This window comes from Acinetobacter sp. Gutcm_16 (assembly GCF_028649355.1).
Taxonomy (GTDB): Bacteria; Pseudomonadota; Gammaproteobacteria; order Pseudomonadales; family Moraxellaceae; genus Acinetobacter; species Acinetobacter johnsonii.
The window spans coordinates 16,214-42,915 of sequence record NZ_JAQSUV010000021.1; the positions used below are offsets into that span (position 1 = coordinate 16,214).

Consider the following 26,702-nt stretch of genomic DNA (forward strand, 5'->3'; position numbering starts at 1 on the left):
TGGAAAATCACCGAATTATTTTAATTTGGTGATTTTCTCTAAATCTTTGATGGTGCCCTTCACGGTTTGCTTGATCGGCTCATAATCGATGAACCAAAATAAATTCATATGTTGATCCGCATGCTGCTGTGCCAACATATCAATGACACTTTTTTCGCCACGCCCGACCAAATGACGTCGATAAAAATAATACAGTAAGATCAATGTCGTCATTAACATGATGCCCAACATGATCCAAAACCCTGTTGGAGACTTCAGCCCCGGAATAAACTCGAAGTTCATACCATACACCCCTGTCAACAAGGTTAGCGGCGCAAAAATCGCGGTAATAATGGCTAAAATCCGCATGTTTTCATTGGTTTGATTGGCAATGGCTGAAAAATGTAGATCGATAGCTGCTTGCACTGCATTTCTCAAGCGAATGGTATGCTTTTGAATACGTTCAATATGACTGGTTAAATCATCGACACGTACTAGCATGATGTCTTGTTTTTCGCTACGCTTTTTCCCTTTCAAGTGCGAATAGTTATCGACAATTTCATCGCGTAATTCCTGCAAAGTTTCGATTTGTTCTTCGCACAAATTTTCCACTTGTTGGAAAGCCATATTCTCTTGTAACAGTTGATGCCACTTGGTAAAACGACGATGCCCTTGTAAAAGCTCTTGCTGCCAAAACTCTACTCGACGTGTCAACGGCACACGTAAATCAAGATAACCATCTACCATATTATTAAGCAGTCTCAAGGTCAAATCTAAAGGCGTTGCGGGTAGTTTTCGGGGTTTATTATGTTCTTCAATCGGACGGCTCAACACCGTTTCCATACGCTGAATATAGCTTTCAACTTCTTTATTGCCCTGCTCTCTAACCGTAATCAAAACTTGCGGCGTAAGCATAAAGCTAATCGGGGTCGTCGCCAGACCAAAAACCCGTTCATGTTTTTCAGCCGCTTGCGTATCAAGCTTGATTTGATCATCAGGTGTGATCAGCTTACGAAAGATCAGCAAGTCATAATCTTCCAAAGTGTCAAAGGCACAAGGGTGTTCTAAATTGAGAATATCGCGCAGATGATATTCATTCATCCACAGTCCCGTTGCCGCATAAATGTCCTGCTGCCAATGTTCTGCCCGATTGACCACATCGTCACGGCTACACTCCACCCAAATAAACTCAGCTTCCTGCTCTGCAATTGGCTGTTTCTGCACATAGGTATGCTGTGCGGTGGGATGTTGATAGAAATAATAGCTTTGCATATCTCATTTATTATTGTCTGTCTTAGCCAGCATGATGCCATAAAAAAAGCCCTGAGCAAGCCAAAGTTTACATTGGCCAAGCTCAGGGCTTTTTAAGACAACTCAATTCACATGGCAAACACCATGTGAATTGACAAGAGATTAAACTTGTTCGATGTCTTTCATCGTCAATTTGATACGACCACGGTTGTCTACATCCGCAACTTGCACCTTAATTTCTTGACCTTCTTTCAACACATCTGCCACGTTTGCAATACGCTCGTTTGAGATTTGTGAAATGTGAAGTAAGCCATCAGTACCTGGAAGGATGTTGACAAACGCACCGAATTCAACGATACGAATGACTTTACCAACGTAAATTGTACCTGGTTCAATTTCAGCAGTCAGTGCTTGAATTTTTGCAACCGCAGCAGCAGCAGCAGCTTTGGTTTCACCAAATACACGAACAGTACCGTTGTCTTCAATATCAATTGCAGCTTTGGTTTCTTCAGTAATGGCACGGATGGTCGCACCACCTTTACCAATCACGTCACGGATCTTGTCTGGGTTGATGTTGATCACTTGGAATGTCGGGGCATGCATTGAAATTTCAGGACGAGCGCGTGAAATCACTTGGTTCATTTCATTCAAGATATGCATACGACCCGCATACGCTTGGTTCAATGCCGCTTCCATGATCTCTTCAGTGATACCTTCAATCTTGATATCCATTTGAAGTGCAGTAATACCGTTCGCAGAACCGGCTACTTTAAAGTCCATGTCACCTAAGTGATCTTCGTCACCTAAGATGTCAGAAAGAACTGCGAAACGCTCGCCTTCTTTCACTAGACCCATTGCAATACCTGCAACTGGCGCTTTCAATGGAACACCTGCATCCATAAGTGATAATGAAGCACCACATACAGAAGCCATTGAAGATGAACCATTTGATTCAGTAATATCCGATACGATACGAATCACGTACGGGAAGCGATCAGCCGCAGGAAGAACAGCTTGAACACCACGACGCGCCAAACGACCGTGACCAATTTCACGACGCTTAGGACCAGATTCACGACCTGTTTCACCTACAGAGTATGCAGGGAAGTTGTAGTGCAACATGAAGTTGTCAGTTTTAGTACCAGCTAGGGTATCAACCATCAACGCATCACGGGTATTACCTAAAGTGGTAGTTACCAACGCCTGAGTTTCACCACGTGTGAATAATGCAGAACCGTGTGCACGGTCTAATACACCCACTTGAACATCAATGGCACGCACTGTTTTGGTGTCACGACCATCAATACGTGGTTTACCAGACAAAATGTTGTCACGTACCGTACGGTATTTAAGGTCTTCGAATAATTCGTCAACTTCAGCAGCAATGCCAGTTTCATCTTCTTCAGGAACAAACTGAGCAACAGCTTCAGCGTGAAGCGCATCTAATGCTGCATAACGCTCTTGCTTAACAGCAAGTGTGTATGCTTCAGAGATTTTCGCTTCGAATGCTTCTTTCAATTTACCAAGAAGTTCTTCGTTTTTAACTGGCGCAACCCAAGTAGATTCAACTGCGCCCGCAGCTGCAGCAAATTCTTTAATCGCTTGAATTGCGATTTGCATTTCGTCATGACCGAAAAGTACAGCGCCTAACATTTGGTCTTCAGAAAGCTCTTTCGCTTCAGATTCAACCATCAATACAGCAGCTTCAGTACCTGCAACCACAAGGTCAAGATCAGATTCCTTAAGCTGTTCTAAAGTTGGGTTAAGGATGTATTCGCCGTTGATTAAACCAACACGTGCGCCTGCGATTGGGCCTGCAAATGGAACACCAGCAATAGACATCGCAGCTGAAGCGCCCAACATTGCAGCGATATCGCCTTCCATGGTTTTGTCAGAAGAAATAACAGTCGCTGTTACTTGGATTTCGTTGTAGAAACCTTCTGGGAACAATGGACGGATTGGGCGGTCAATAAGACGTGAAATTAAAGTTTCAGCTTCAGACTGACGACCTTCACGCTTACCGTAACCACCTGGGATACGGCCTGCAGCATATTGTTTTTCTTGGTAGTTAACAGTCAACGGGAAGAAGTCTTGGCCTGCTTTTGCTTTTGGTTGAGCAACGATTGCAACAAGAACCTGTACACCACCCATGGTGATCACAACAGTGTTCGCTTGACGAGCAACACGACCCGTTTCTAAAACAACCGTGTGTTGACCATATTGGAATTCTTTACGAATAATATTAAACATAGACATGTATTTTTCTTTCCTGATTTTTATTCTAGTGGAGACCCCTAAGGTTTGGCATTCACATCGCCATTTCAGGCAACTGTATAAATGACAAAGCTTAGAAGCCGACCTCACCAGAGACTAAAAATATGATTTTAAGACACAAAGAAGGAGCGAAACATTCGCCCCTTCCCCATTACCTCACAGAAGCAAGGTAGACTTTCTTTTTCAGTAATAAAGCATTCAAAATGCGATAGTCCGAAAATAAAAGTTTAATCGAATTAACGACGTAAACCTAAAGCAGCAATCAAGTCGCTGTAACGAGTAGCGTCTTTACCTTTAAGGTAATCAAGAAGCTTACGACGTTGGTTAACCATACGGATAAGACCGCGACGGCTATGGTGGTCGTGTTTGTGCTCTTTGAAGTGACCTTGTAAATCATTGATTTGAGCAGTTAAAAGAGCTACTTGAACTTCTGGTGAACCAGTGTCGTTTTCAGCGCGAGCAAATTTAGCAATGATCTCTGCGCGATCTGCGTTTGTTAAAGCCATTCGATTTCTCCGAGATGCTTATAAGTTACATTTGATACAAATCAAATTGATTCTTCAAAACCAAGTTGACTGCCGTGCATCACTACAGCAAGGCATTATTTTAAGGGATCTAGCGCTATATTGCAAAAATGTTTTATGTTCACAGTCAATTCAGCAACTGACGGCTTTGCACAAATCATGCACAATCATGACAATTCTGATTTTCAGTATCAGACTCAGACCCAATAAAAACGAAAAATAGAGAGAAATTTGTGAAAATTTTATCTGCCAATACCTGTTATATCCCGCATGACCTCAACCACGTGATTCGTTCTAAAGATGAGGTCTCCGCTACCTTGGGTGGCATGAATGACGCACAAATTCAAAGCATTTGGGCCAGTGTAGAGTCTCTATATAAAACAGGAAACTACCCTTTCATCAGCCTCTGCTTACGTCGTCGGGGACAAATATTGTTAAATCGCAGCATTGGTTATGCGCAAGGCAACTCAGCCGATGGTTTAGCGGCAGATGCGAAAATTGGCACACCCGATACCCCAGTTTGCTTATTTTCCGCCTCTAAAATCATTACAGCCATGCTGATTCATATGTTGGATGAACGCGGTGATCTGAATTTACTCGATCCAATTAGCCACTATATTCCCGAATATGGCGTAAACGGTAAACGTCGTGCCACCATTTTCCATTTGCTCGCTCATCGTGGTGGCATTCCGCGCATTGACAGTAAAGTCACGCCTGAACTGTTGTTTAATCAAGATCAAATTTTAGAACGTCTTTATGCGGCACAACCCGTTTCAGCTTCGGGAACACATCTGGCGTATCATGCCGTGACGTCAGGTTATATTTTAGGGGAAATTATCAAGCGGGTAACAGGTCAAACAGCCCGCGAATTTCTTGCTGAAAATATCGAAAAACCCATGGGCTTAGATTATTTTAACTATGGCCTAAAACCTGAGTATCGGGCGGATGTCGCTTTAAACTATGCCACAGGTCTACATCCACGTTTAGGCACAGACCATTATCTCAATCGGGTACTGGGTGGTGGTTTACAGTTGGCGGTCGATGTGACCAATGATGCACGGTTTATGGACACGATTTGCCCAGCGGGCAACATTTATACCAGTGCCGAACAAGCTGGACGTTTCTTTGAAATGCTCTTGAGTGGTGGCGAATACCAAGGCAAGCAAATCATGAGTGCCCAAACGGTATTTCGCTCGACCTTGGCCACGTCAGGAGTCAGTTTAGATCGGACATTATTAGTTCCGATGCGTTATGCCTTAGGCCCAATGTTAGGTAGCAATCCTATTGGGTTATTTGGACCCATGACTGGGCAAGCCTTTGGACATCTCGGGTTTTCCAATATTCTCTGCTGGGCCGATCCAGAACGTGATATTAGCGTATCGCTATTAACCACAGGAAAATCTGTCGTCGGGACCCACTTACCTGCTTTAGCGAAAACGCTTTATCAAATATCAAAGCATTGTCCCAAAATCTTAAAGCACCAACGTCGCTCATTATTTGCAACCGATCGAAGCGAAACAGACTTAGTCTGAGCATAAAAAAAAGCCCAAGTAAACTTGGGCTTTTTTGCGCTGTAGTGTTCTTTTATTTTTGTTCTTGTTGTTTTGGTTATCATTATAATAATGCGCTTTTCCGCGTCTTGTATTAAACATTCCATGTTTAATCATTTACATCCTTATGTGACAGATTTTGCCACATCACACAGAAGAAAAAAGTCGCATTTCACTCATCTTCATGTAAGCGATTTCTTACATAAACTCCTCATTTTCTCCATTATTCAACCTAAACCTCTCTAAAAAATGCAATATTAAAAATTTAATTATTAAAAAATAACCACTTAAAGACATGAGAACTAAATTTAAAAAAGCATAAGCCGTGCAATACTGAGACAGTATCTCTTCGATATTCAATCTATAACTGTATTTTATGCTTCGAGGAATGAATGGCTATTTTTTGTCACATTTTGCCAATTTATCAGATATAAAAAAGCCTTGTAGTCTCTCCCAAAACTACAAGGCTTAGCGGCTGTAAGTTTCCTCTTTCACCTACTTCACTGTAAGTTCGCTGTCTACTGACGTTATTATTATCTTTTTGCGATTATACTCAACATTCCGTGTTGAGCTCTTTATGTGAAGCCATCTTCTCAAAATCCTCAGCAAAGCTCTATGCGCAAATCTCCTGAATCCCTGTAAGCCATTTCGTACAAAGCTCCTGTTTGTTTATTAAATCTTCACAATTGAATTTGTTGATTAATTTTTCTTGATAGACCACTTTCTCGGGTGGTTCGAGTCACCATAGCATGTACGAATGCATCGGCATCGACCAGTAAACTGACCACTTTTTTCGCCCGCGTAATTGCGGTATAAATCAACTCTTTACTGAGTAATTTTTCAGCCTGCCGATCTAACACCACCGCGGTATGGGTGAACTCAGAGCCTTGCGATTTGTGAATGGTCAGCGCAAAAGCCGTTTCAATATTTTTGGGTAATCGTGTTGCAGCTACCCATTTATCCAAGCTGGGGAAATACACCTCAAATTGCAACTTGCCTTGTTGAACGCGCTGTAAACACAGTCCAATATCGCCATTCGACACCCCTAACTGATAGTCGTTATAGGTCATCATCACAGGACGGCCCAAGTACCACTCACCCTGCTTGATTTGTTTTGACTGTTCTAGTAGGCGCTGCTCGATTTGCAGATTGAGCTGTTTTAAGCCGAAATGACCGTGACGTATGGCGGCTAAAATACGGTAATCATCAAAATGTTGAATCACTTTGGGTACGAGAGACTCATTAGGATTTTGCTGATATTGCTTTAAAGCCTCGACATAGCCCTGAAAGCCAAGCATTAACAGATCATAATAATGCTGTAACTGCTCTACAGATAAAGCCTGCTCGGGCAACAATTCGAGCTGTAGACAATCGACCTTGACCTGATCCAACTCAACCGCCTTCAACGTCATGGCATGTACCACTTGCTGTTGAAAAGTGTGCAATACTCTCTGTTTTTCAGCAGGATGCGTCATTAAGTCAAAACAAGATTGCTGCTGAATAAATTGTGCCAACTTTCCAATCCGTGCATCTGATTTGAAACGACGGCTATTGACCAAATTGACTCTATTTTCAGCCAAAGCTGGAACCTGTTGTAGATCGGCGAGTACAGAGCCGACATCGACCGAAGCCAACTGATCGGCATCTCCCAATAAAATCAAACGAGCTTGATTCGGCATGGCAGCAAAGAGCATCTGTGCCAAATTTAAATCCAGCATGGATGCTTCATCAACGACAATCACATCATAAGGTAAAGGTTGTCTGCTATGAAAACGCGGTTGCTGCGTATTCCCAAGCCCCAAAAGGCGATGTAGCGTCACAGGGTTTAAGTTTTTCAAATCTGGGGTAACTAAGTCTTGTAACTTTTCATCCTGAAAAGAGTTCTGAAGGGCTTCTTTCATCCGCTGCGCCGCCTTACCTGTCGGTGCAGCCATCGCAATACGAATATCAGGCAGACTTTGTTTGAGCACTGCAATAATACGCGCCAAGGTATACGTTTTCCCTGTGCCCGGACCACCTGTAATGATCGCGAGCGCCTGCTCGGCTACCATAGCCAAAGCCTGTTTTTGGTGTGGATCTTCTAGTAAATGAGCATAAGCTGAAATATCCACTTGCGTTAAATTTTGCAATTTTAACCGTGCTACTTGCTCGGCCAAAGACTGCTCTAAAGCCCAATAACGATACAGATATAATTGCTGCTGATCGTAAACAAACGGCGCTTTTTGTTGCTGTGCCTGCTGTTCATCCATCACCAAATCATCTAAGACTGTGAGGGCTTCAGCTGCAACCGAGATACAACTCTCACCGCGTAGCATGGCTTCAAGAACCTGTTGAATCATTTCACTACGTGCTTCAGTGACCCCTGTTTTACTCAGTGGCGACTGCTGAATAAACTGACTCCAACGCGTTAACCATGTGTCTACCACGACAGCCTGATCAATACTGGCTTTATGAACATTTTCCACACGGTTATCCTCAAAGTTATCCACAACTTAATTCTTTGTTTATGATTGACTAATTTCACTTAATTCAGAATTTTTGCCTACATGATTTTCAGTAGAAGTATCCTCAGCAAAATGACCCAAGATGGCATCTAATCTTAAAATAAACTCGGGGCTAGCACGCCAACTTAAAACCCCTTGATCGGGCTGCCCATTCATCCCTCTCAAATAAAGATAACTCGCCTGTCCCAGATGTTCTTCAATGTCATAGTCCAGCAAATTCACTTTTAAATAGCGATGCAAAGCCACCAAATATAAGCCCGCCTGCAACCAATAACTGGCATGTGACATATTTAATTGGATTGCGTCATGATTGTAGCTCTGCTGATCCGCCCCTAAGAAGTTACTTTTATAATCGGCAATGTGATAACGCTGACCATCAAAATAAACCAAGTCTATCGAACCAGTTAGATATCGAGCAGAATTGGCTTCATTTAAGTCGAGCAGATCAATGCCGTATTCTTGAAACAATGCTTGTATGCGTTTAATCGCCAGTACATGATCGGACAATGACAAATAAAAAGGAAACTCAGCCAAGTGTTCATCGGCTTTGAGTTGCTTCAACTGAAAGCCTGCATGTAAAGGTGTTTCTAGTACATCTGCTAACCACGCTTGCATCCACTGCACCAATTGAGTTTCATCACCCTGTCCAAACTCGTTTTGATATTTGCCCAATAACTCTTGCCACAGTAAGGGACTATCATTTTTAAAACGCCGATGAATTTCCAGTCCCCAGTCACCCGAGTCCTGAAAGTCAATATGCTCGAAAATTTCGTGCAGGAAGGTTCCCGCAGTCGTCCCCATTGGAAACTGCCGTTTAATCCAAGCCAAAGGCTGACTCAGTTCCACATCCTCAAGTACGGGATGATTGATCTCGTCATCCGCACTGCCCACTTTCTCGCTCAAAACCGCTAAGGCATCCATTGCCTCTTTGCGACTCAAATGCTGTGCCAACGCGCTAAAACTGGTTTTGGAACGTGGATAAAAACGCTGTTCAGGAAAAGCCAAAGCTTGTAACTGAATGATCTCTTGATGATCGTCTGGTTGTAAACGAATCGGCTTTTCGGCCAATAATGCTTCATCACCACTGGCAGGATGCTCAAACAGATTACCGGCTTGACCACGCCAAAACGCCAATGCCGTATTTGATTTATATTCCTGATCTTGCAGCAAGGCATACACGCGGTGGCTGGCACGGGTCAGTGCGACGTACCATAAGCGATGCTGTTCCGCTTCGGCTCGCTCATTGTGTTGATCAATCGCGGCTGGGTCTAACAGGTTGGCATCATTTACTGCCACGATGCGCTGTAACTCGCTCTGCCCTGTCGTCGGATTGATCTGTTCCAGTGTTGAAAAGTTTAAGGTTTTATTCATTTCCTTAAAGTCTTTGTCGGCACCCAGCAAGAACACAATTTTAAACTCTAGACCTTTGGACTGATGAATAGTCATCAGCTGTACGCCTGTGGCATTGGAGAGTTTGCGTTCCAACTCCCACTCACGTTCCGCAGGCAAATGTAACTGTTTGAGATACCAATGATACAGTTTCTGCGCGCCTTGGAACTGCTCACTATGTTGGCTCAACAACTCAGTCAAATGTCGAAGATTAACCACAGTCCGTTCGTTGTCTCGGCTTTGGTAAGCCACCAAGTTTTTCCACACTTTAAAAAGGTTTAAAGCGTACTGCCATGCACTTAAAAAGCCTTTATTGATCCACATGTCGCGGATGTCATCAAAATCCGCCATAAACTGGCTCAGACCGTTGGCTTGCTTTTCCACTTCTAGTAACTGTTTTAAATCAATCGCCAACAGCCGGCTCAAAAGCGCACGGCGAACTTTGGCTTCATCAAAAGGATGCATCATTGCGGTCAATAACGCACCGACATCTTTCGCGACCTGACTTTCAAACACACTGCGTTTAGACGGACGATTGACCAAAATTCCCAAACGCTCTAGTTCAAACTGAACTTTGTCCAAGCCATCATGGTTTTTCGACAACACTGCGATATCATTTTCCCCCATAAACCGTGGCGGATCATCTGCCACATACAGTTGCTGTTGAATGCCTTGGTTGATTAAATCACGAATTTTCCATGCTACTTGTTGAGCTTCATTTTTTTTGTCTTCAAGTAATAGCCAGCGCAGCGGTACATGGTTTTCACCCTGTGCATCGACCAAAGCGGGATGTGGTCGAGTCCCTGCTTCTACAGGCTGGTAATAGACCTGCTCACCAAAGTCCTGTTGGCGTTGAAATAAAGCATCCACCACCTGTACCAGTTTTTGTACAGAACGATGATTATATTTCAAACTATACTGCCGACCTTGCTTTGCCAAAACATCTAAACGTGCCTTGTTATAGGTCAGCATGTCACCACCACGAAAGCCATAAATAGCTTGTTTTGGGTCACCGACCATAATCATACAACCTTGATGATAGCGCTGTGCATCACGCCAAATTCGCGCCAACATATCATCTTGGTCTTGGTTGGTGTCTTGAAACTCATCCACTAAAATGAGTGGATAGCGTGCTTGTACAAACTGGGCAAAGCGCCGGCCTTGTTCGCCCTGTAAGGCTTCTGACAAGGTACGGATTTGCTGGGCAAAAGTCGTTTCACTCTTTTGCTGCAAGACTTGTGGTAATCGCTTTTTCACCTCAGAACTTAAGTGATATTTTAAATACGCATCCAGCACATCCAAATTGAGCTCTAGCTCTGCCAATGCGTCTAAGAAAATGCGGACCTGTCGCCACACAGGATGCTGCTCAAACTGTTCCAACACATCTACAGCACATTTGTTTAAGACTTTTTTCGTTGCAAGGTCAGTCAGGTGCTTTAAGGTTTTTTCAAAATGTGGCGCAAATAAGGCATAAGCCCGCTGCTCTTTCAGTGCAGTCAAAAAAGCCGGTAAATCCTGACATAGAATGCGTTGCATCAAAGCATCGGTACGCCATTTTTTCCCCAGCACTGCATGGTATTGCCCTTCAGGGGCATAATAGTCTTTCAAGCGTTCAATCTGCGCCACATCCAGCGCGGTAAATTGATCAATGGCCTGCTCAAATTGCGTCAAATCAAGCACAGGTTTTTCCACCTGTTGAAACTGTGCCGATGCAAAGTTCAAACTATTTTCAACAATCGGCACATAAGCCTGTTCAGTTTTTAATTTTTGTTTTAATAGTAAATAATTCACTACAGGCTGCGGCTGTGCCTGAATCCACTCGCGTAATACGTCATGAATAAGCTGTTGAGTATAACTCTGCGCATCATCGGTGATATCTGCACGCTCAATCTTGCCACTTTCAAAAGAAAACTCACGCAATAACTTTTGACTAAAACTGTCCAATGTCCCGACGAACAGCTCATCTAACTGATCAATCACCAACTTCAAACGCTCTTGGGCAAAACCGACCCGCTGTGCATAGTCTATGAGTACCTTGGTAAACAGCGGATCTTGTTCAACAGCTATTTTGACCTGTATTTCTCGCTCGGTCAGACTCTGACAACCTTCAAAATAACGTAAGGTTTCAATCAAGCGTGCCCGAACGCGACTTTTCAGCTCCGCAGCGGCAGCACGGGTGAAGGTGGTTGCAATGACCTGATTCGGCAAATAGGCCCCAAGAAAAATACGTACCATCAAACTGGATAAAGTAAAAGTCTTGCCTGTGCCTGCTGAAGCTTCAATCCAATGCAAGCCCTGAAAGCTCATATCGGCAATAGGTTGATAAGACATGTTCGATGTGGTGGCCTGAGACTGTGCTTTCATGACTTAGTCCTCAAAGCTTTGCTGATGCAAAAAAATCGGATGATATAGTTCATAAGAAAACTGCTCGCAGGCATGGGCAAGTAATGCTTTGGCATCCTGCTCTTGTAAAATAAACTGCCAGTCGCGGTGTGCTTTATTGGCTTCGTTTTCAGTCATTGAAAAACCACTAAAGCGACCATCTTCTTCCCACACTTTATAAATGGCGTCCATGTCTGCAATCACCATCTGCTCCTGATCATTCAGTTGCCATTCATGGGTTTTATCTTTTTCTGCAATTTTTAACAACAGAGCGGCAGGTAATACCAAAGGCTGCGTTTGTGCATACTCCCATGCTTTAAACCAAGCATTGAGCCATTCACGCGCCTGATTTGAACTCACACCCGTACATAAAATGCTGCGGTCACTAAACACCACAATGCGTTGGTATTGCTGACCGCCATCGCCTAAGTTCACATAGGCCAGCCACAGTAAATACTCTAACCAGACTTTAGCACGCCGCTTAGCCCGCGCACTGGAAGCCTCTAAACTGAGCCATTTTTCAGCACTGTGTTTGGCGAGAGTGACATTGATTTGTAAATGCTCATTCACCTTCCAGACTTGTTGAGTCGTTGCGGTTACTTCGGGTGCATAGTGCTGTAACCGTGTCAGCAAGCGCTGCTGCTCAAGCACGCTCATTTGCCAGACCCCATCTTGAACTTTACCAATCGGCAGTTGATCCATCAGAAGATTGGCATCTGCCGCTGCCTCATGTTGTTGTAAAAAATGACGGATGGCATAACGTCCTAAACCATCGAGCAGTAAAGGTTCTTGCGTTGCAGGAATCTCTTCTGGTTTTAAGTTTTCCACGCCTAAAGTCTTGAGATACAGCCTTGCAGGGAAAGTGATGTCTTGAATCCACTGCTGACTGTCGAGCACTTGAATGTCTTGCTCTAATTTTGGATAAGGCGTGTTGACCCAACTACTCCGTTGTCCTGATGCATGTTGCAATTGTTTCGCGACCTGAAACCATTGATCTTGAAAACGAATACTGTGCTCAGATTCAAAACCACGCGGATCAAAAGGCAATAAAGGATGAACATGATACAGCGATGCCAACTGTTCAGGGACAGTCACACCATGCTGATCAACCGTTGCATTGGCACTCTTGGTCTGTGTGTCAGGCTGAACAATAAAGGCCATATGCTGAATCAGTTCTTGCAACACTGTAGACGGGTCACGGACTTCACCATCGTTGATATCAAAGCCATTATAAAATAACCATAAGTTCTCTTGTGCCAACAACAAGGCATCTAGAAAAGCCCCTTGATCATCTTCCAAACGGGAACGATCCCCCAGTTGTGGTTTCAGTAAATCCATCAGGTCAAAAGGCAAATGTGCACTGCGGTTGGGAAACTTGCCACTGTCCAAGCCCAACATCACGATCAACTTATATGGCACAGGTCGAATCTGGCCAATTTGACTAAACGTGATCTGCCCCGTGGGTTCTGCATAGTCCAGTTGCGCTTCTAAGGTCTTTTGGATTTCTTCTAATACATAAGGCAAAGGTAGACTTAAACTGCGCAGTGCATGATGATCGTGTTCGTCATAAAAACTCGCCAAGGTCAGCATCCGTTCTTGTTTTTTGACTAGCTTATACACGACCGCCAAAGACTCAACACCAGCGGCTTCAAACTCACGAATATCCTCCATTAAACGATTCAGCCAGGCTTCCGCAGTCGTCCGCTGTCCTGTTTCATGCGCGATCATCCACTCAGCGCGATGTTTAAAATCCTGATAAATTTCAATCAAAACCCCAATCAGCTCAAAATCACTCGACTGCACTTGAGCATAGCTGAGGGTCTCATGAAACAGCACATGCTCAGGTATAGCGACGCCTAAAGCCAAACGATCTAAAGCAAACCTCAAACTATAACGATAGTCTTCATCCCCTTCGGCCAAATGACGTTTTAAATGCTCGGCATCCAAGCCGCGCTTAAAGCCTGCATTGATCAACAGCTCCGTCATGCGCTCGATCATATTCATGTCTAAGCCATAACGTTGCTGCGTTGCATTTAAACTGAGCCAATCGGCAAAGTCCTCAATACTGAAACGGCCCCGCACCAAGACCATTCGTCCCAACACAGCACGCCATGCATTTAAGGCATCGAGTTGAGTCACGCCGGCCAGCTTAATCGGCAAATAAATACTGTCTTTACTCAGTTGGTGACCCTTTTGCAAAGCCTCACGCTCATGGGGAGGAGGCGCAAAAACACTGCGAATAAAAGGTTCTAGCTCAGTCAAACTGGGCGTCAACACCAAAATATCGCTTGGACGTCGCGGTGCATCAGCCGTGCCCTGAGCCAACCAATGCGTCAGTTGATCTTTGAGGACTTCAAGCTGTCTGAGGCTGGAGTGACAGACATGAATCTGTATCGAATCATCTTGTTCAGCCAAAGCATACTGATGCTGTTCAGGTTCTACCAAATACAGTACATCAGACTGAATTTTACCGAGTAGAGTTTCTGGATATTCATCGACAAAGATATCGGCCCACACCCCGTCTTCACCTGAAGAAAGGCTGGAAAGTAAAGAGAAATGGTCGCGTGCTTGTTTACCAAATCGGGTCAGTAAAGGATGGCGAGACTCTCGGGTTTCTGCATTAAAATTGAGGGTAAACTCATCAAAAAACTGCTGAATCTCTGCATCATTGGCATTTGGGTTTTTTTCAATAAAACGCTGCTTCACCCGTGCGTCATAACGCGCTTTCCAGTTGGGATCGACACTGTCTGCCCAGTATTCTTGTGAAGGGTTATAGTGAAAAATAAAGATATCGAGGTATTGCCCCAATCGATGCAAAAACTCCAATTGTTTTGGCGGTAAATCTAAGACAGTAAACACCACCAACTGTGCAGGCAATTTTTTCAGTGCAGCATCTCGGGTCTCTGCTTGATCGAGTAAGTCCCAAAATGCAGTATCAATACGCTGAATTTGTTCAAAGTCAGCATGAAATACCACTTGCCAGAGCCAACGCTGCCACGCTTCCAGCTCATGCGCTTGATTGAGCTGAAAAGCACTGAGTTCTTGCTGAGTTTTAAAAAACATCTGCTCCAAATCGAGCGGCTGGTTTTTGCCCCACGCTTGTAACCAATTGGTCTGGCAACGGCAACTTTGCGGTGGACAGCCTTTGGTGCAATGCCCTCGATAATCCATATAAAAACTAAACAGCCGTGAAACCTGCTCCGCGACCCAATACAGCATGCTTTGCTTTTTGAGCTGTTTATCAATACCCTGTTGCAAACGGTCAGCACTAGCATAGATCCGCTGAATAATCGGATACAACGGATGAGCAACCTCTAAAGGATTCAGCTCAGCTTGTATAAATTCTTTTAAGGCTTGAAAGACACGCCATTTAATAATCAGTCGCGGAATATTGGCTTTACGGACTTCGTCTTTTTGATCGACCAAAACCCACTGATAAGCCGACCATTGAAAACCACGAATACGATGATGAAACTGCGTGTTGGCACTGATGCCCTGCTGCTCAGCCAACTTTTGTGTTAGCCAGGCCTCAACCGCAGGCGAAGGTACAATAAAATGCTGGGCTTGCAACACTTGAAAGGCATTTCTGGCTGGTTTAAAGACGGTTTTTTGCATGGCCTGCAACAGAACATCAATACGCTGACTTTGTATTACGTGTATCGCCATGTTTCCCCTCAAATGACCGTCTTATGAAAAATCTACAAAAGCACACAGATTATTGACTATACTTCTGGTTCTGTCTATGTCACTTTGATGACATATTTCTATTTAAAATTTGCTTTAAAATACGTACTTTAAGCAAAACTAGAATCAATGTGAATCAGGATATTTTAGGGTTTAGAAGATGAAATTAGAGCACATTCCAGAAAAAATTGATCCCTCTTTAAATTTAGAACAAATCCGCGAAGAATGTTTGGACTTAGTTAAAAAGCGCGCCTATTTTTCCGCAGGTGCTGCGGTTATTCCAGTCCCCTTCCTCGATGTGGTGATTGATGTGGGCATATTGTCGCAGTTGATTCCCGAAATTAACGCCCGCTTTGGTTTAACCCCTGAACAAGTCAGTGTCTACGACCCAGAAACCAAGCAAATACATTGGTCAGAACTACGTAAACGTGGTGTGGAGTTCTCTGGACTGGTGGTGGCACGTACAGCCGTGAAGAAATCCCTCAACAACATGGCAGCCAAATACATCACCAAACAAGTCACCAAATTCATTCCTCTTGGCGGACAAATGATTGCGGCCAGCTTGGGTTATGTCGTGATGAAAAAAATTGCGGAAACCCATGTGGAAGAGTCGTATAAGCTCGCCAAAGGCATTCAACTGAAACAAGCCGCTGAACAAGGTGTTCCTGTTGCAGCGCCAGTGACCCAAATTCCCTTAAGTTAAAGAACTAAATCCACCTCTATAAAAAACGGTCAAATGACCGTTTTTAAGCTTTTTAATCTGTGTCGCGATCCGCTTTGAGCTGTTTTAAAATTGCCCTTAAGACTTCAATGCGGGCCTGCTGTTTATCATTGGTGGAAATAATATACCAAGGAGCATAACCTGTATCAGTATGTGCAAACATATCCGCGGCTGCCTTTAAATAGTCATCCCATTTGTCGCGATTGCGCCAATCTTCTTCGGTAATTTTAAAGCGTTTATGCGGAGTACTTTCGCGGGCTTTAAAGCGCGCTGCTTGTTCATCTTTATCAATCGCCAGCCAAAACTTAATCATCACGGTTTGGCTGTTACTGAGGTTTTTTTCAAAACGATTGATTTCCGCATAAGCGCGTTGCCACTCCACCTCGGTTGCGAAGCCTTCTATCCTCTCTACCAAAACGCGTCCATACCATGTCCGATCAAAAATAGTGATGTCATCCGACTGCAATTTGCTCCAAAAACGCCACAGATAAGGACGGCGTAACTCATATTTTTCAGGTGCGGCAATGGTATGAATTTCATATTCTCGTGGGTCGAGCTTTTTCACAATACGCTTAATCGCCCCCCCTTTACCCGCAGCATCCATACCTTCAAAAGCGATCACCACTTTACGGTCATCACAGCGGATGGCATCGGCCACTTGTTTGGTGAGTTTTTTTAACTCTGCTTTATAGTTTGCATCCTCAGCTTGAGGGGCTTCAAACTGAGTCAGAATATCCGGTATCGGTGCTTGCTGCCATTTTAGCGCGGCCTTTTTTTCATGCTCTGGACAGTGTCGCAGCGCTGTTAAAATCGCTTGTGCAAAATTGTGATTACGCAAATCTTCATCTTCACCATCAATGATTTGCCAGTCATCGGTGAAGCGCGTACGTAGCTTTTGTAAGGTGTCATATTGTTTTTTATTGCGCCAGTCTAGCCCATGCAACTTATGCCAATGCACTTCGCTCGGGTCCATATCATCCAGACGCTTTTGCAAAGACTTCCACGACAAATCGAACCAAACTTTTAAGACATCTACGTTGTTGTTTTTTAAGTCCTGTTCAAAAGCCCGCATATTGCTAATGTATTCATCAAACAAAGTGTCGTCCAAAGGCTTTGAAGCATGCATGGCCGTAGCCAACAAGTCCCCATACCAGTTACCAAACCACACCATAATTTGCCCTTCGGCAGGTACAAATCGGGTATACGGTTGCCAAAAAGGCTGTTTTAGATTAAACAGATGCGGTGGATCGGCTTTGACATATAAAAAACGCGGATCGACCCATTCGCGCAGCTGTTTCACCGCTTCGCCTTTACCCGCAAGTTCAATTCCACTGACCAAAATCACTAAACTTTTTGCATTGCTCTGATCACGGGTATTCATCAACGCATATTGCGCTTCAATTAAGTCCAGTGAAAGCTGTTCTTCGTTCAGCACTGTACTGGCGATCGCTTCTGTATCCATTGCCCCCTCCTTTTTTCTATTTAATCAAATCACTAGATCCTAAAAGATGATGGTCTAGATGATTTTCATATGTATCTTTTGACTACTTCTACATCAAACTGACCACAAATAAATAGTTTTTTTGTCACTTTGTCATAGCGAGTTCCGTCATCACGCACTAAGATTTAGCTATCTTTAAATAGAACTGAGACAGCAAATGTCCAAACTCGCCGCCCTCGATGAGCTTTTAGAACAGTATTACCAATTGCATTATCATCAAGATTCGGTGCTCTTCCAACGTTTACAAGATGTACAAGTCTGGCAAAAGCAACGGATGCAACGCACGCATAACCGTGCTTTCGCAGAAAAACAGAACCTCTTGATGGCCGAGTATTTTATCAACCGTTTATATGGTGGCCCAGATTTTGACGCTTTGGCAGGACAAATTGCGCGCTTGAGCAAATATGCGCACAAAGCAGAGAAATTAATTCCTGAAAATGCCATTAAAACCGGTACCTCTGGGGTTGAGTTGGCGATTTTGGCGGTGCGACTGGATGAACAAGTGGCAATGCAATTACTGAAAGATCACCATCCCTCTGAAGCCTTAACCGATGATTTGATGCGCCAAGCCTACTTAAAACTAGAACAAGGCGAAGAACGCTTGAAACAGCTATATTTACTCGATCAATTGGGTAAGAACCTCGATAAATACATGCGCTCTTTTATGGTCTATACCGCTTTTAAGATGTGTAAAGGGACTGCCAACAAATATAACTTCAATGTCATGTATGAATTTATGCAGGATGGCTTTTTGGCCATGAAACCGCTAAAGTCGGCGGAGAAATTTGTGAAAGACTTTACGGCGGTGGAACGTCAAATTATTGATAAAGTCCATGCGGGACATTTGTATCCTTTTCAGTAAATTTCAACGAATGACTTGATAAAAATAAGCTAGCAGCAGCTTTGCTCTGCTGTTTTTCTGTATATTATTCAGCACAATTGCATGATGGTTACTGTACAACGTCCTAGAATCTGTCATCATGCATGCACTGCAACATTTACCCTATTGCTATGTTAGGAGTGACTCCCATGTCGAATGAAAATCAAACGCCTACCGCTACTCAAGAGTCGGCACAAAACACAGACAAAGTGAGTCCATTTTTAACTGAACCATTACCCCAAGGCACAGCGCAAGGTCAGCAAAAATCATTACAACAACAGTTGACTGATACCCCAGTAACGGGTTCTGTACCCAAATACAATCTTCCTCGCGGTGCCAACACAGGTAACGTCGGCAGTACCACACACTTTGGTTACCAGACGGTGAGCAGTGAAGATAAAGCTCAAAAAGTGGCGGAAGTTTTCCACTCGGTTGCCAGCAAATACGACATTATGAATGACTTGATGTCTTTTGGTATTCACCGTCTATGGAAACGCTTTGCGATCAATATGTCAGGGGTACGTCGTGGTCAACGCGTGCTAGATATTGCTGGCGGGACAGGCGACTTGGCTAAAGTGTTTAGTCGTGAAGTCGGCCCTACTGGTCATGTAGTACTTTCAGACATTAATGAATCGATGTTGAATGTGGGGCGTGATCGTTTAATTGATGCAGGCTGTACCAATGTTGACTTCGTATTAGCCAATGCTGAAACCCTAGAGCCATTTGAAGACAACAGCTTTGACCTACTCACGATCTCGTTTGGTCTACGTAATGTGACCGATAAAGATGCAGCACTTGCAGCGATGTACCGCGTGCTTAAGCCAGGTGGTCGCCTACTGGTATTAGAGTTCTCTAAACCTGTGTTTGAGCCTTTTTCAAAACTGTACGATCTATATTCGTTCACCGCACTGCCGATCATGGGCAAAATTATTGCCAATGACTCAGAAAGCTATAAATATTTAGCCGAGTCCATTCGTATGCACCCAGACCAACGCACGCTAAAAGGCATGATGGAAAATGCAGGCTTCCAAAACTGTGACTATCACAACCTGACAGGCGGTATCGTTGCTGTACACCGTGGTTTTAAACTTTAAAATTAAACGTTTAAGGGCAAATTATGTGGTCGATTCTGGCACTCGGTGCAATTGAACGATTAATTCATCATGTGATTAATTTGGATGCGATCACTCGCATCCAGCTCAATGAACTACAAGGCAAGATGTTACGTGTGGTGATCGCATCCCCGCAACTGTCTGTAGATGTGTTCTTTGACCAAGCCAAAGTGCGCTTAGAACCTACCGTTACAGGGCATAGTGAAACAGCGTCCATTTTCGAACAACGCCCTTTTGACCAAGCTCAATCTCACACCCCAGCAACCGCAACTTTAACGGTGGCCAATGTGGTTGAGCTGCTCAAGCTATTACTGGCGGATGATGTCGGCAATATCCCGCTCCAAGGTGATTATCACCTTCTACAGGATATTCAATGGATTATGCAACACGCTGAGCCTGACTTGGCTGCGCATTTAAGCCCATGGATTGGCCCAAGTTTGGCGCATGAATTGGCTAAAATTCAGCTGGCACCAAAACACATCAAACAGGCCTTACAAAGTCATTTGTTTTTTGCTGAAGATGCCTTGAAAGAAGACAGTGGTCTATTTGCCCCGCGTTGGCAAATGGATGATCTGCATCAAGATACCCGCATTTTTAATCAAAACTTAGATCGTGCCGAAGCCAAAATTCAACAGCTTCAAGCACAGATTGACACTCAAGACTCAACTCAGAATTAGGTATTTACATATATGATTCCGCACGTTTCACGTTTACTCGAACTTTGGCGCATTGCCGCGCACTATAGACTCGACACGTTGTTTCCTGCGGAAGAATTACCTGAAAAAGCGCGTCATGCGCTGGGTGTAATTCGTATGCACCCTGCGGCATGGTCCAGTCGTGAACGTAAAAACCCACTGAAGCTCAAACAAGCTTTAGAGGAAATGGGACCACTGGCGATTAAAATGGGACAACTGCTGTCTACTCGTCGTGACCTAATTCCACCTGAAGTACTACAACAACTGGTTCTACTCCAAGACCGTGTCAAACCCTTTGGTTCTGATGTCGCGAAAATGCGTATTCAAGACTCATTGAAAGCCGATGTAAATACGCTGTTTGCACGCTTCGACGAACAACCCTTGGCAGCAGCCTCAATTGCTCAAGTACATACAGCCGCTTTACATGATGGTCGCGAAGTGGTGGTGAAAGTCACCCGTCCCGCTATTCGTAGTCAAATTTTACAAGACTTTGAAATTTTAGAATGGTTGGGCGATTTTCTTGAAAAACGCCTAGAAGCCGCGCGTGCACTGCACTTATCTGAAATTATTCAGGACTATCGTCAGGTCATCTTAAATGAACTGGATTTGACCTTAGAAGCCGACAATACCCGTCGTATGCGCCATTACTTTACAGGCTCAAGCATGATGTATGTGCCTGAAGTCTATATGGATAGCAAAGACGTGATGGTGGCTGAACGCATTACCGGCGTTCCCATTTCAGACATTGAAACCTTTGAAAAGCTGGGGATGGATCGTAAAGATCTGGCGGAAAAAGGCTTAACTATTTTCTTTACCCAAGTCTTCCGTGACAATTTTTTCCATGCCGACATGCATCCGGGCAATGTCTTCGTTGAAACCCTAAACCCAAACCAACCCCGCTATATTGCGCTGGACTGTGCCATTATGGGTGAGTTGTCGAAGCACGACCAAATGACCGTGGCACGTATGCTGCTTGCGGTCATGAACAGCGACTTTATGCAACTGATTCAAATCGTGCATCAAGCTGGTTGGATTCCACCGGGCACAGACCAAGATGCACTAGCACGTGAAATGCGTCGCACGGTCGGGCCAATGGTGTCCAAACCTATGCATGAATTGGACTTCGCGGGCATTTTGATTCAAGTGATGGATATTGCACGGCGCTTCCATTTGGAAATTCCACCACAGCTGATGCTGCTGCTTAAAACCCTCGTACATGTTGAGGGTTTAGGGACTGACCTTTATCCGGAGCTGGACATTTGGAGTTTAGCTAAGCCAATCCTGACCGATTGGATCAAAGCGCAAATGAATCCACAAAAGAACCTAAAAGAGCTGGGACAAAAAATTCCAGACTTACTTTTAGGGGCACAAGACTTCCCAACGCTGTTGGTCGATAGCTTAAATGGTCTCAAAAACCAATCAGCTTGGCATGCTAAACAGCTCAATGAACTGCAAAGTATGCGCCTACAAATGGAGCATCAGCAAAAACGCAGTTGGATTTTTGGCAGTCTCATGGCCATTTTGCTGTCGATTGCGATTATCTCGCCTTGGTTTATTTCAGTGATTTTAATTGTACTCACCAGCTTACTGGCGGTGTGGCGCGTGTTTAAATAGACGCTTTCTGCTGTATTTAAAGCCTGAGTTTCTCAGGCTTTTTTATGTTTAACGTCTATGTAGGAAGTGACTCCTAAGTCATTCTTGGATCACTTTTGCCAATGCACTCATTCACTCGCCAGTTAAAATGACAATACATATTGTCTTTTTGAATGATCACGATGACTCAAATCCTGCAGAAACACCCTCCCGCTTTAAGCATTCGTGCAGGTAAATTAGCACGTCAACTGATTCAAAGCGAAGGCTTACAAGCGGAACAGGTCGATATTGTACCCGGCGCCGCAGGTGGGCCCAAAGGCATCGGGATTCAAGGTTTAGACCAAGCCATTTTTGGTGAGTTCTTTGCTCGTGCACCGCAAAGACGGACGTTGATTGGTTCATCCATTGGCAGTTGGCGCTTTGCCAGCATCTTAGCGCACGGTGCAAAAGCAGGTACCGAACGTTTAGGTGAACTCTATACCAATCTCTATTTTGACAAAAAAATGCAGCGCCAAGAAGTCAGTGATATTTGCCGTGGCATGCTGCTCGACTTGGTGCAAGGCAAAGAAGCGGAATTGGTCAATCATCCCGATTACCACCTCACAGTGCTGTCGATTAAAGCACAGCACATCTTCCAAAGTGACCAAGTTCTCCCGCTATTGGCCTCTGTGGCAGGTATCATCGGCACAACCGCTGTTTCGCGAAAGCATAGTCGCCACTTTATGCAACGGGTAATTAGTCAGCCCAGCAATGGTAAACAATTTAAAGTGGAAGATGATTTCCTCACTCATTATCACAGTCTCACCGCTGCAAACGTTCTGCCTTGGCTGATTGCTTCAGCCTCTATTCCAGGCGTGATGGCCGCAATTCGCGATATTCCAGATGCGCCACAAGGCAGTTATCGCGATGGTGGTCTGATTGACTATCACATCGATCTGCCTTTTGAGAGTCAAGGCATTGTGCTTTATCCGCACTTTACGGACAGCATTACGCCCGGTTGGTTTGATAAACTGTTTAAACGTCGCGCCAACCCTGAAAACCAAGCCCGCACGCTACTCCTGTCTCCGTCCCAAGACTATTTACGGAGTTTACCTTTAGGACGCCTGCCCGATCGTAAAGATTTCACCCTCAAAGGGCTCGACCAAAAACAGCGCATTCAAATGTGGAACCAATGTATTTCTGAAAGTCAGCGCTTAGGTGATGAATTCTTGGAAATGTTGGAAAAACAGCATTTTGCACAGGCGATACAAGATTTATAAACAAAATTTGCGCATGAATGTAATCTTGTTTAATCTGACCAAATAAAGAAAAATCGAGATTACATTTTTTCTATGCTAACAATTAATTTAAATGAAAATACTTTTTTATTAAACCAACACCCCCTTCACTTCCCCATTCCAACAGAAAAATTGATTTCTGTATTGGATACAACGCATCGGGTTTTAAACTGCGAAACCAATACAATCTATGTTTGGGATGAACTTGGTATCACAGCCTATGCTAAACAAGATCATCTTATTGATACAATTGATGTTTCATTTAAACGTCGAGAAAATGATGCCGCTCCAAAACATGCCTTTAAGGGACAATTCCATTACGGCCAACATGAAGCAATCTCTTATTTTTTTAAACATCCTGAGTTACGTATTCCTATTTATGAAGGCGACCGCAACAAAGCCTTAGTTGCACATGACGTTTATGCATGGTTTCATGGCGATTTAAAAAACCAGAAAATTGATGGCATCAGTTTCTCAGCCTATATTAAATCTGAAATACCAGAACCCTTAGCCTTAGCTCCAGAATATGCCCATTTTCAAACCCTATGGTCAAATTGGCTCAATGCAATTCATAGTATCGTTCCCCAACACAATAATTACTATAATTTAAAGCACGGTATACAGCGTCAAGACATTCAGAAAATCCACATGCAAAATGAAATGCATATGTCTGAAATTTTGATTAATTTTTATAAAGTTCATAATGTGTATTGGAATCCGGTTACAGCTGTCTTTACTTTTTTTGTGAAGGGCTGGAATTACGATTTACTGCCTTTTGAAGATATTTATAAGCATTGGCAACATAATGTTGAACTCAATACTGGAGAAAATCTCGATCACTCGAATTACCCAAATTATTATGTTCGAACAAAAATAAGTGACTATACCAATCCCAACTGGATTCCGTTTGCAGAAGGGAGAAATGGTGATTATTTAATGATTGATCTTGATCCTAGTGAACAAGGACAATATGGTCAAATTATTGAATTACAAAATGAATCTTGGGAACGAAATGTGATTTCAAGCTCTTTAGAGGATTTCATTCAAATCAACATCGACCAATTAAAAAAATCTGATGATATTCGTTATGCATTCATTTTAGACAATGGTTAAATCATTCGATCTATGATTTCTAATCACTCCCCCCACTTCGCCATCATCGGTGCTGGAACCGCAGGATTAGCCACTGCGATTTTACTGGCTCGGCAAAATATTCAAGTCAGTATTTTAGAGAAAGCCTCAGAACTCGAACCTGTCGGCGCAGGACTGTTGCTACAGCCCTCTGGTTTAGCTGTTTTTGAGCATTTAGGCCTTTTAGATGAAGTTTTAAGACTGGGTGCAAAAGTCACTGGGCTCAAAGGTCAATTACCGAATGGAAATTTACTGGTCAATAGTCATTATCAACAAGCGCATCCTGATTTTTATGGTGTAGGGATTCATCGAGCAACATTATGTCATGTTTTAGAAAATAAATGCCGTGAATATCCAGAACTCATTACGTGGTATATGAATACCGACATTCAGAAATTAGAAGAAATATCCTATCAAGTTCGGGTTTTGGGTAGTAAAGATAGTGAATCATTTGATCAAGCTTTTGATGCTGTAATCATTGCCAATGGCGCACGCAGCCTTTTAAGACCGAAAGAATGGGTAAAGGTTGATCAAGCTTATCCTTGGGGAGCCAAATGGACAATTGTTCCCGAATGTCTTGAATTAGATACAGAAATTTTACATCAGTTTCATGATCGCTCTAAAATGATGATGGGCATTTTACCGACAGGTACAGTGCCACATGAACCCAAGCAAAGACTATCGAGTATTTTTTGGAGTCTTCCCAGCCATCAACTGAATAATTTTTTACACAATTCACAAGCGCACTCAGACTGGTTAAACCAAGTGTCTAAGCGCTGGAAACCTGCTGCGGATTGGTTAGAACAAGTCATTGCCCAGCCTGAACAAAAATCGCAATGGTTGACTGCAAATTATCGTGATGTGGTACTGTCTAAGTTTGGTGAGGGTCGTATTGGTGTCATGGGTGATGCAGCACATGCGATGAGTCCACAACTGGGGCAAGGTGCAAATATGGCTCTTTTAGATGCATGGGCTTTGGGGCAAGCGGTTCAAAGCGCAAGAAAAAATGAAAACATTGATTATGTCCAACTCTGGCAAACGTATCATCAACACCGTCAAAGTTCGACGGCGTTCTATCAATTTTTAAGTCGTTTACTCACACCACTTTACCAATCTGACCTATGGTGGGCAGGTGGTTTACGTGATTTAAGCTTTGCTTGGATGTATCGAATCCCCTATTTCCGTAAAGAAATGGCGGTGACGATTTCAGGTTTAAAATTAGGCATGTTCAGTCAAATGAACTATCGGGATATTGCAAAACAAAACAATCATTCTGTGTAGAATGCGATGACAATCATCGTCATCCGCTTTGGATGGGTGACTGATGGTTGAGTTTCTAAAATACATCAATTAAGCCGCTGTGAGATAACTGTAGAAAGTTTCTCCTCTATTCTGTTTAAATCACGTAGACTATAGCGCGCTACGTTAACATCGTAACACTCTCAATATTTATTCGCTTGGTGAAATCTTATGAACAATTTGCAATGGCTCGATGAAGTAAAATTTAACGAACAAGGTTTAGTCCCTGCCATTGCACAGCATCACCAAACGGGACGTGTCTTGATGGTTGCATGGATGAACCGTGAAGCTTTGGCTTTGACGGCTGAGAAAAACCAAGCCGTGTATTTCTCTCGTTCACGCAACAAGTTATGGCACAAAGGCGAAGAATCTAGGCATTTTCAAACCGTGCATGAAATTCGTCTCGACTGCGATGCCGATGTAATCGTGCTACAAATTGAACAGCACGGCGGAATTGCCTGTCACACAGGTCGCGAATCATGCTTCTACCGTAAACTCACGCCAAATGGCTGGGAAATAGTGGATGCACAACTCAAAGACCCGAACGCAATTTATGGTAAAAAATCAACCAACCCACATACATTGGTAATGAATGCCTCAACGGCACAGTCTGAGCAAGTTGAAGTTTTGTCCTACCTCGGGCAAATGATGGCTGAGCGCAAAGCGGCGGATCCAGACTCATCTTATGTCGCAAAGCTGTACCACAAAGGTCTCAACAAAATTTTAGAAAAAGTCGGTGAAGAAGCGGTTGAAACCATTATCGCGGCTAAAGATTTTAAATCTGAAGCCAATGAAGACCATAAAAATGATTTGATCTATGAAGTGGCAGATCTTTGGTTCCATACGATTGTGGTTTTAGGCTATTTCGACTTAGACCCTCAAGTGGTTCTTAATGAATTGGCACGTCGTCAAGGGCTTTCTGGTTTGCTTGAAAAAGCCAACCGCAGCCACTAAGT

17 protein-coding genes are annotated in these 26,702 nt (G+C 43.6%); 10 read left to right on the top strand and 7 right to left on the bottom strand.

Annotation, left to right across the window (positions count from 1 at the left end; genetic code table 11):
• Nucleotides 1–15: 15 nt before the first annotated feature.
• From PTT44_RS04530 to rpsO, 3 genes are all read right to left on the bottom strand, one after another.
• Nucleotides 16–1,251: a magnesium transporter CorA family protein gene (locus PTT44_RS04530; protein ID WP_004978806.1), complete on the bottom strand. Its 1,236-nt coding sequence runs from the start codon at nucleotides 1,249–1,251 to the stop codon at nucleotides 16–18.
• Nucleotides 1,252–1,392: 141 nt separating this feature from the next.
• Nucleotides 1,393–3,480, bottom strand: a complete 2,088-nt coding sequence (gene pnp, locus PTT44_RS04535; protein ID WP_273795551.1) for a polyribonucleotide nucleotidyltransferase — start codon at nucleotides 3,478–3,480, stop codon at nucleotides 1,393–1,395.
• A 260-nt stretch (nucleotides 3,481–3,740) separates the two neighbouring features.
• A complete protein-coding gene (gene rpsO, locus PTT44_RS04540; RefSeq protein WP_004692669.1) occupies nucleotides 3,741–4,010 on the bottom strand; it encodes a 30S ribosomal protein S15 in 270 nt (89 codons plus the stop codon).
• A 251-nt stretch (nucleotides 4,011–4,261) separates the two neighbouring features.
• On the opposite strand from rpsO, the gene PTT44_RS04545 reads away from it, so the two are divergent.
• Entirely contained in the window at nucleotides 4,262–5,560 is a 1,299-nt protein-coding gene (locus tag PTT44_RS04545; RefSeq protein ID WP_168159344.1) for a serine hydrolase domain-containing protein, read from the top strand.
• Between the two features lie 698 nt (nucleotides 5,561–6,258).
• On the opposite strand, the gene recD is transcribed toward PTT44_RS04545, so the two are convergent.
• The 3 genes from recD to PTT44_RS04560 are packed head-to-tail and all read right to left on the bottom strand — an operon-like array spanning nucleotide 6,259 to nucleotide 15,519.
• Complete coding sequence (recD, locus tag PTT44_RS04550) at nucleotides 6,259–8,043, bottom strand: exodeoxyribonuclease V subunit alpha (protein ID WP_168159345.1); 1,785 nt, start codon at nucleotides 8,041–8,043, stop codon at nucleotides 6,259–6,261.
• Nucleotides 8,044–8,082: 39 nt separating this feature from the next.
• Nucleotides 8,083–11,835 (bottom strand): UvrD-helicase domain-containing protein, encoded by a 3,753-nt coding sequence (locus PTT44_RS04555; protein WP_168159346.1) that lies wholly within the window; start codon nucleotides 11,833–11,835, stop codon nucleotides 8,083–8,085.
• 3 nt (nucleotides 11,836–11,838) lie between these two features.
• Complete coding sequence (locus PTT44_RS04560) at nucleotides 11,839–15,519, bottom strand: exodeoxyribonuclease V subunit gamma (protein WP_168159347.1); 3,681 nt, start codon at nucleotides 15,517–15,519, stop codon at nucleotides 11,839–11,841.
• A 178-nt stretch (nucleotides 15,520–15,697) separates the two neighbouring features.
• Here PTT44_RS04560 and PTT44_RS04565 point away from each other — a divergent pair, with 178 nt between their 5' ends.
• On the top strand, nucleotides 15,698–16,240 hold the full coding sequence (locus PTT44_RS04565) for a hypothetical protein (RefSeq protein WP_004692676.1): 543 nt from the start codon (nucleotides 15,698–15,700) through the stop codon (nucleotides 16,238–16,240).
• Nucleotides 16,241–16,292: 52 nt separating this feature from the next.
• On the opposite strand, the gene pap is transcribed toward PTT44_RS04565, so the two are convergent.
• Nucleotides 16,293–17,720 (bottom strand): polyphosphate:AMP phosphotransferase, encoded by a 1,428-nt coding sequence (pap, locus tag PTT44_RS04570; protein ID WP_168159348.1) that lies wholly within the window; start codon nucleotides 17,718–17,720, stop codon nucleotides 16,293–16,295.
• 196 nt (nucleotides 17,721–17,916) lie between these two features.
• Here pap and PTT44_RS04575 point away from each other — a divergent pair, with 196 nt between their 5' ends.
• The 8 genes from PTT44_RS04575 (at nucleotide 17,917) to hisIE (ending at nucleotide 26,700) form a co-directional block, all read left to right on the top strand.
• The gene (locus PTT44_RS04575; RefSeq protein WP_004978789.1) at nucleotides 17,917–18,621 is read left to right on the top strand and encodes an FFLEELY motif protein; all 705 of its coding nucleotides are present in this window, start codon (nucleotides 17,917–17,919) and stop codon (nucleotides 18,619–18,621) included.
• Nucleotides 18,622–18,788: 167 nt separating this feature from the next.
• Nucleotides 18,789–19,733 (top strand): bifunctional demethylmenaquinone methyltransferase/2-methoxy-6-polyprenyl-1,4-benzoquinol methylase UbiE, encoded by a 945-nt coding sequence (gene ubiE / locus PTT44_RS04580; RefSeq protein ID WP_058868807.1) that lies wholly within the window; start codon nucleotides 18,789–18,791, stop codon nucleotides 19,731–19,733.
• A 23-nt stretch (nucleotides 19,734–19,756) separates the two neighbouring features.
• A complete protein-coding gene (locus tag PTT44_RS04585; protein ID WP_168159349.1) occupies nucleotides 19,757–20,428 on the top strand; it encodes a ubiquinone biosynthesis accessory factor UbiJ in 672 nt (223 codons plus the stop codon).
• 12 nt (nucleotides 20,429–20,440) lie between these two features.
• Nucleotides 20,441–22,060 carry an ABC1 kinase family protein gene (locus PTT44_RS04590; RefSeq protein ID WP_168159350.1) on the top strand — a complete coding sequence of 540 codons (1,620 nt, stop codon included), beginning with the start codon at nucleotides 20,441–20,443 and terminating at the stop codon, nucleotides 22,058–22,060.
• A gap of 161 nt (nucleotides 22,061–22,221) precedes the next feature.
• Nucleotides 22,222–23,298, top strand: coding sequence for a patatin-like phospholipase family protein (locus PTT44_RS04595; protein ID WP_062035151.1), 1,077 nt, complete (start codon nucleotides 22,222–22,224; stop codon nucleotides 23,296–23,298).
• A 72-nt stretch (nucleotides 23,299–23,370) separates the two neighbouring features.
• Nucleotides 23,371–24,429, top strand: a complete 1,059-nt coding sequence (locus PTT44_RS04600) for a DUF7738 domain-containing protein (RefSeq protein WP_168159351.1) — start codon at nucleotides 23,371–23,373, stop codon at nucleotides 24,427–24,429.
• Nucleotides 24,430–24,441: 12 nt separating this feature from the next.
• The gene (locus PTT44_RS04605) at nucleotides 24,442–25,728 is read left to right on the top strand and encodes an FAD-dependent oxidoreductase (protein WP_168159352.1); all 1,287 of its coding nucleotides are present in this window, start codon (nucleotides 24,442–24,444) and stop codon (nucleotides 25,726–25,728) included.
• A gap of 189 nt (nucleotides 25,729–25,917) precedes the next feature.
• On the top strand, nucleotides 25,918–26,700 hold the full coding sequence (gene hisIE, locus PTT44_RS04610; RefSeq protein ID WP_168159353.1) for a bifunctional phosphoribosyl-AMP cyclohydrolase/phosphoribosyl-ATP diphosphatase HisIE: 783 nt from the start codon (nucleotides 25,918–25,920) through the stop codon (nucleotides 26,698–26,700).
• Nucleotides 26,701–26,702: the final 2 nt, after the last annotated feature.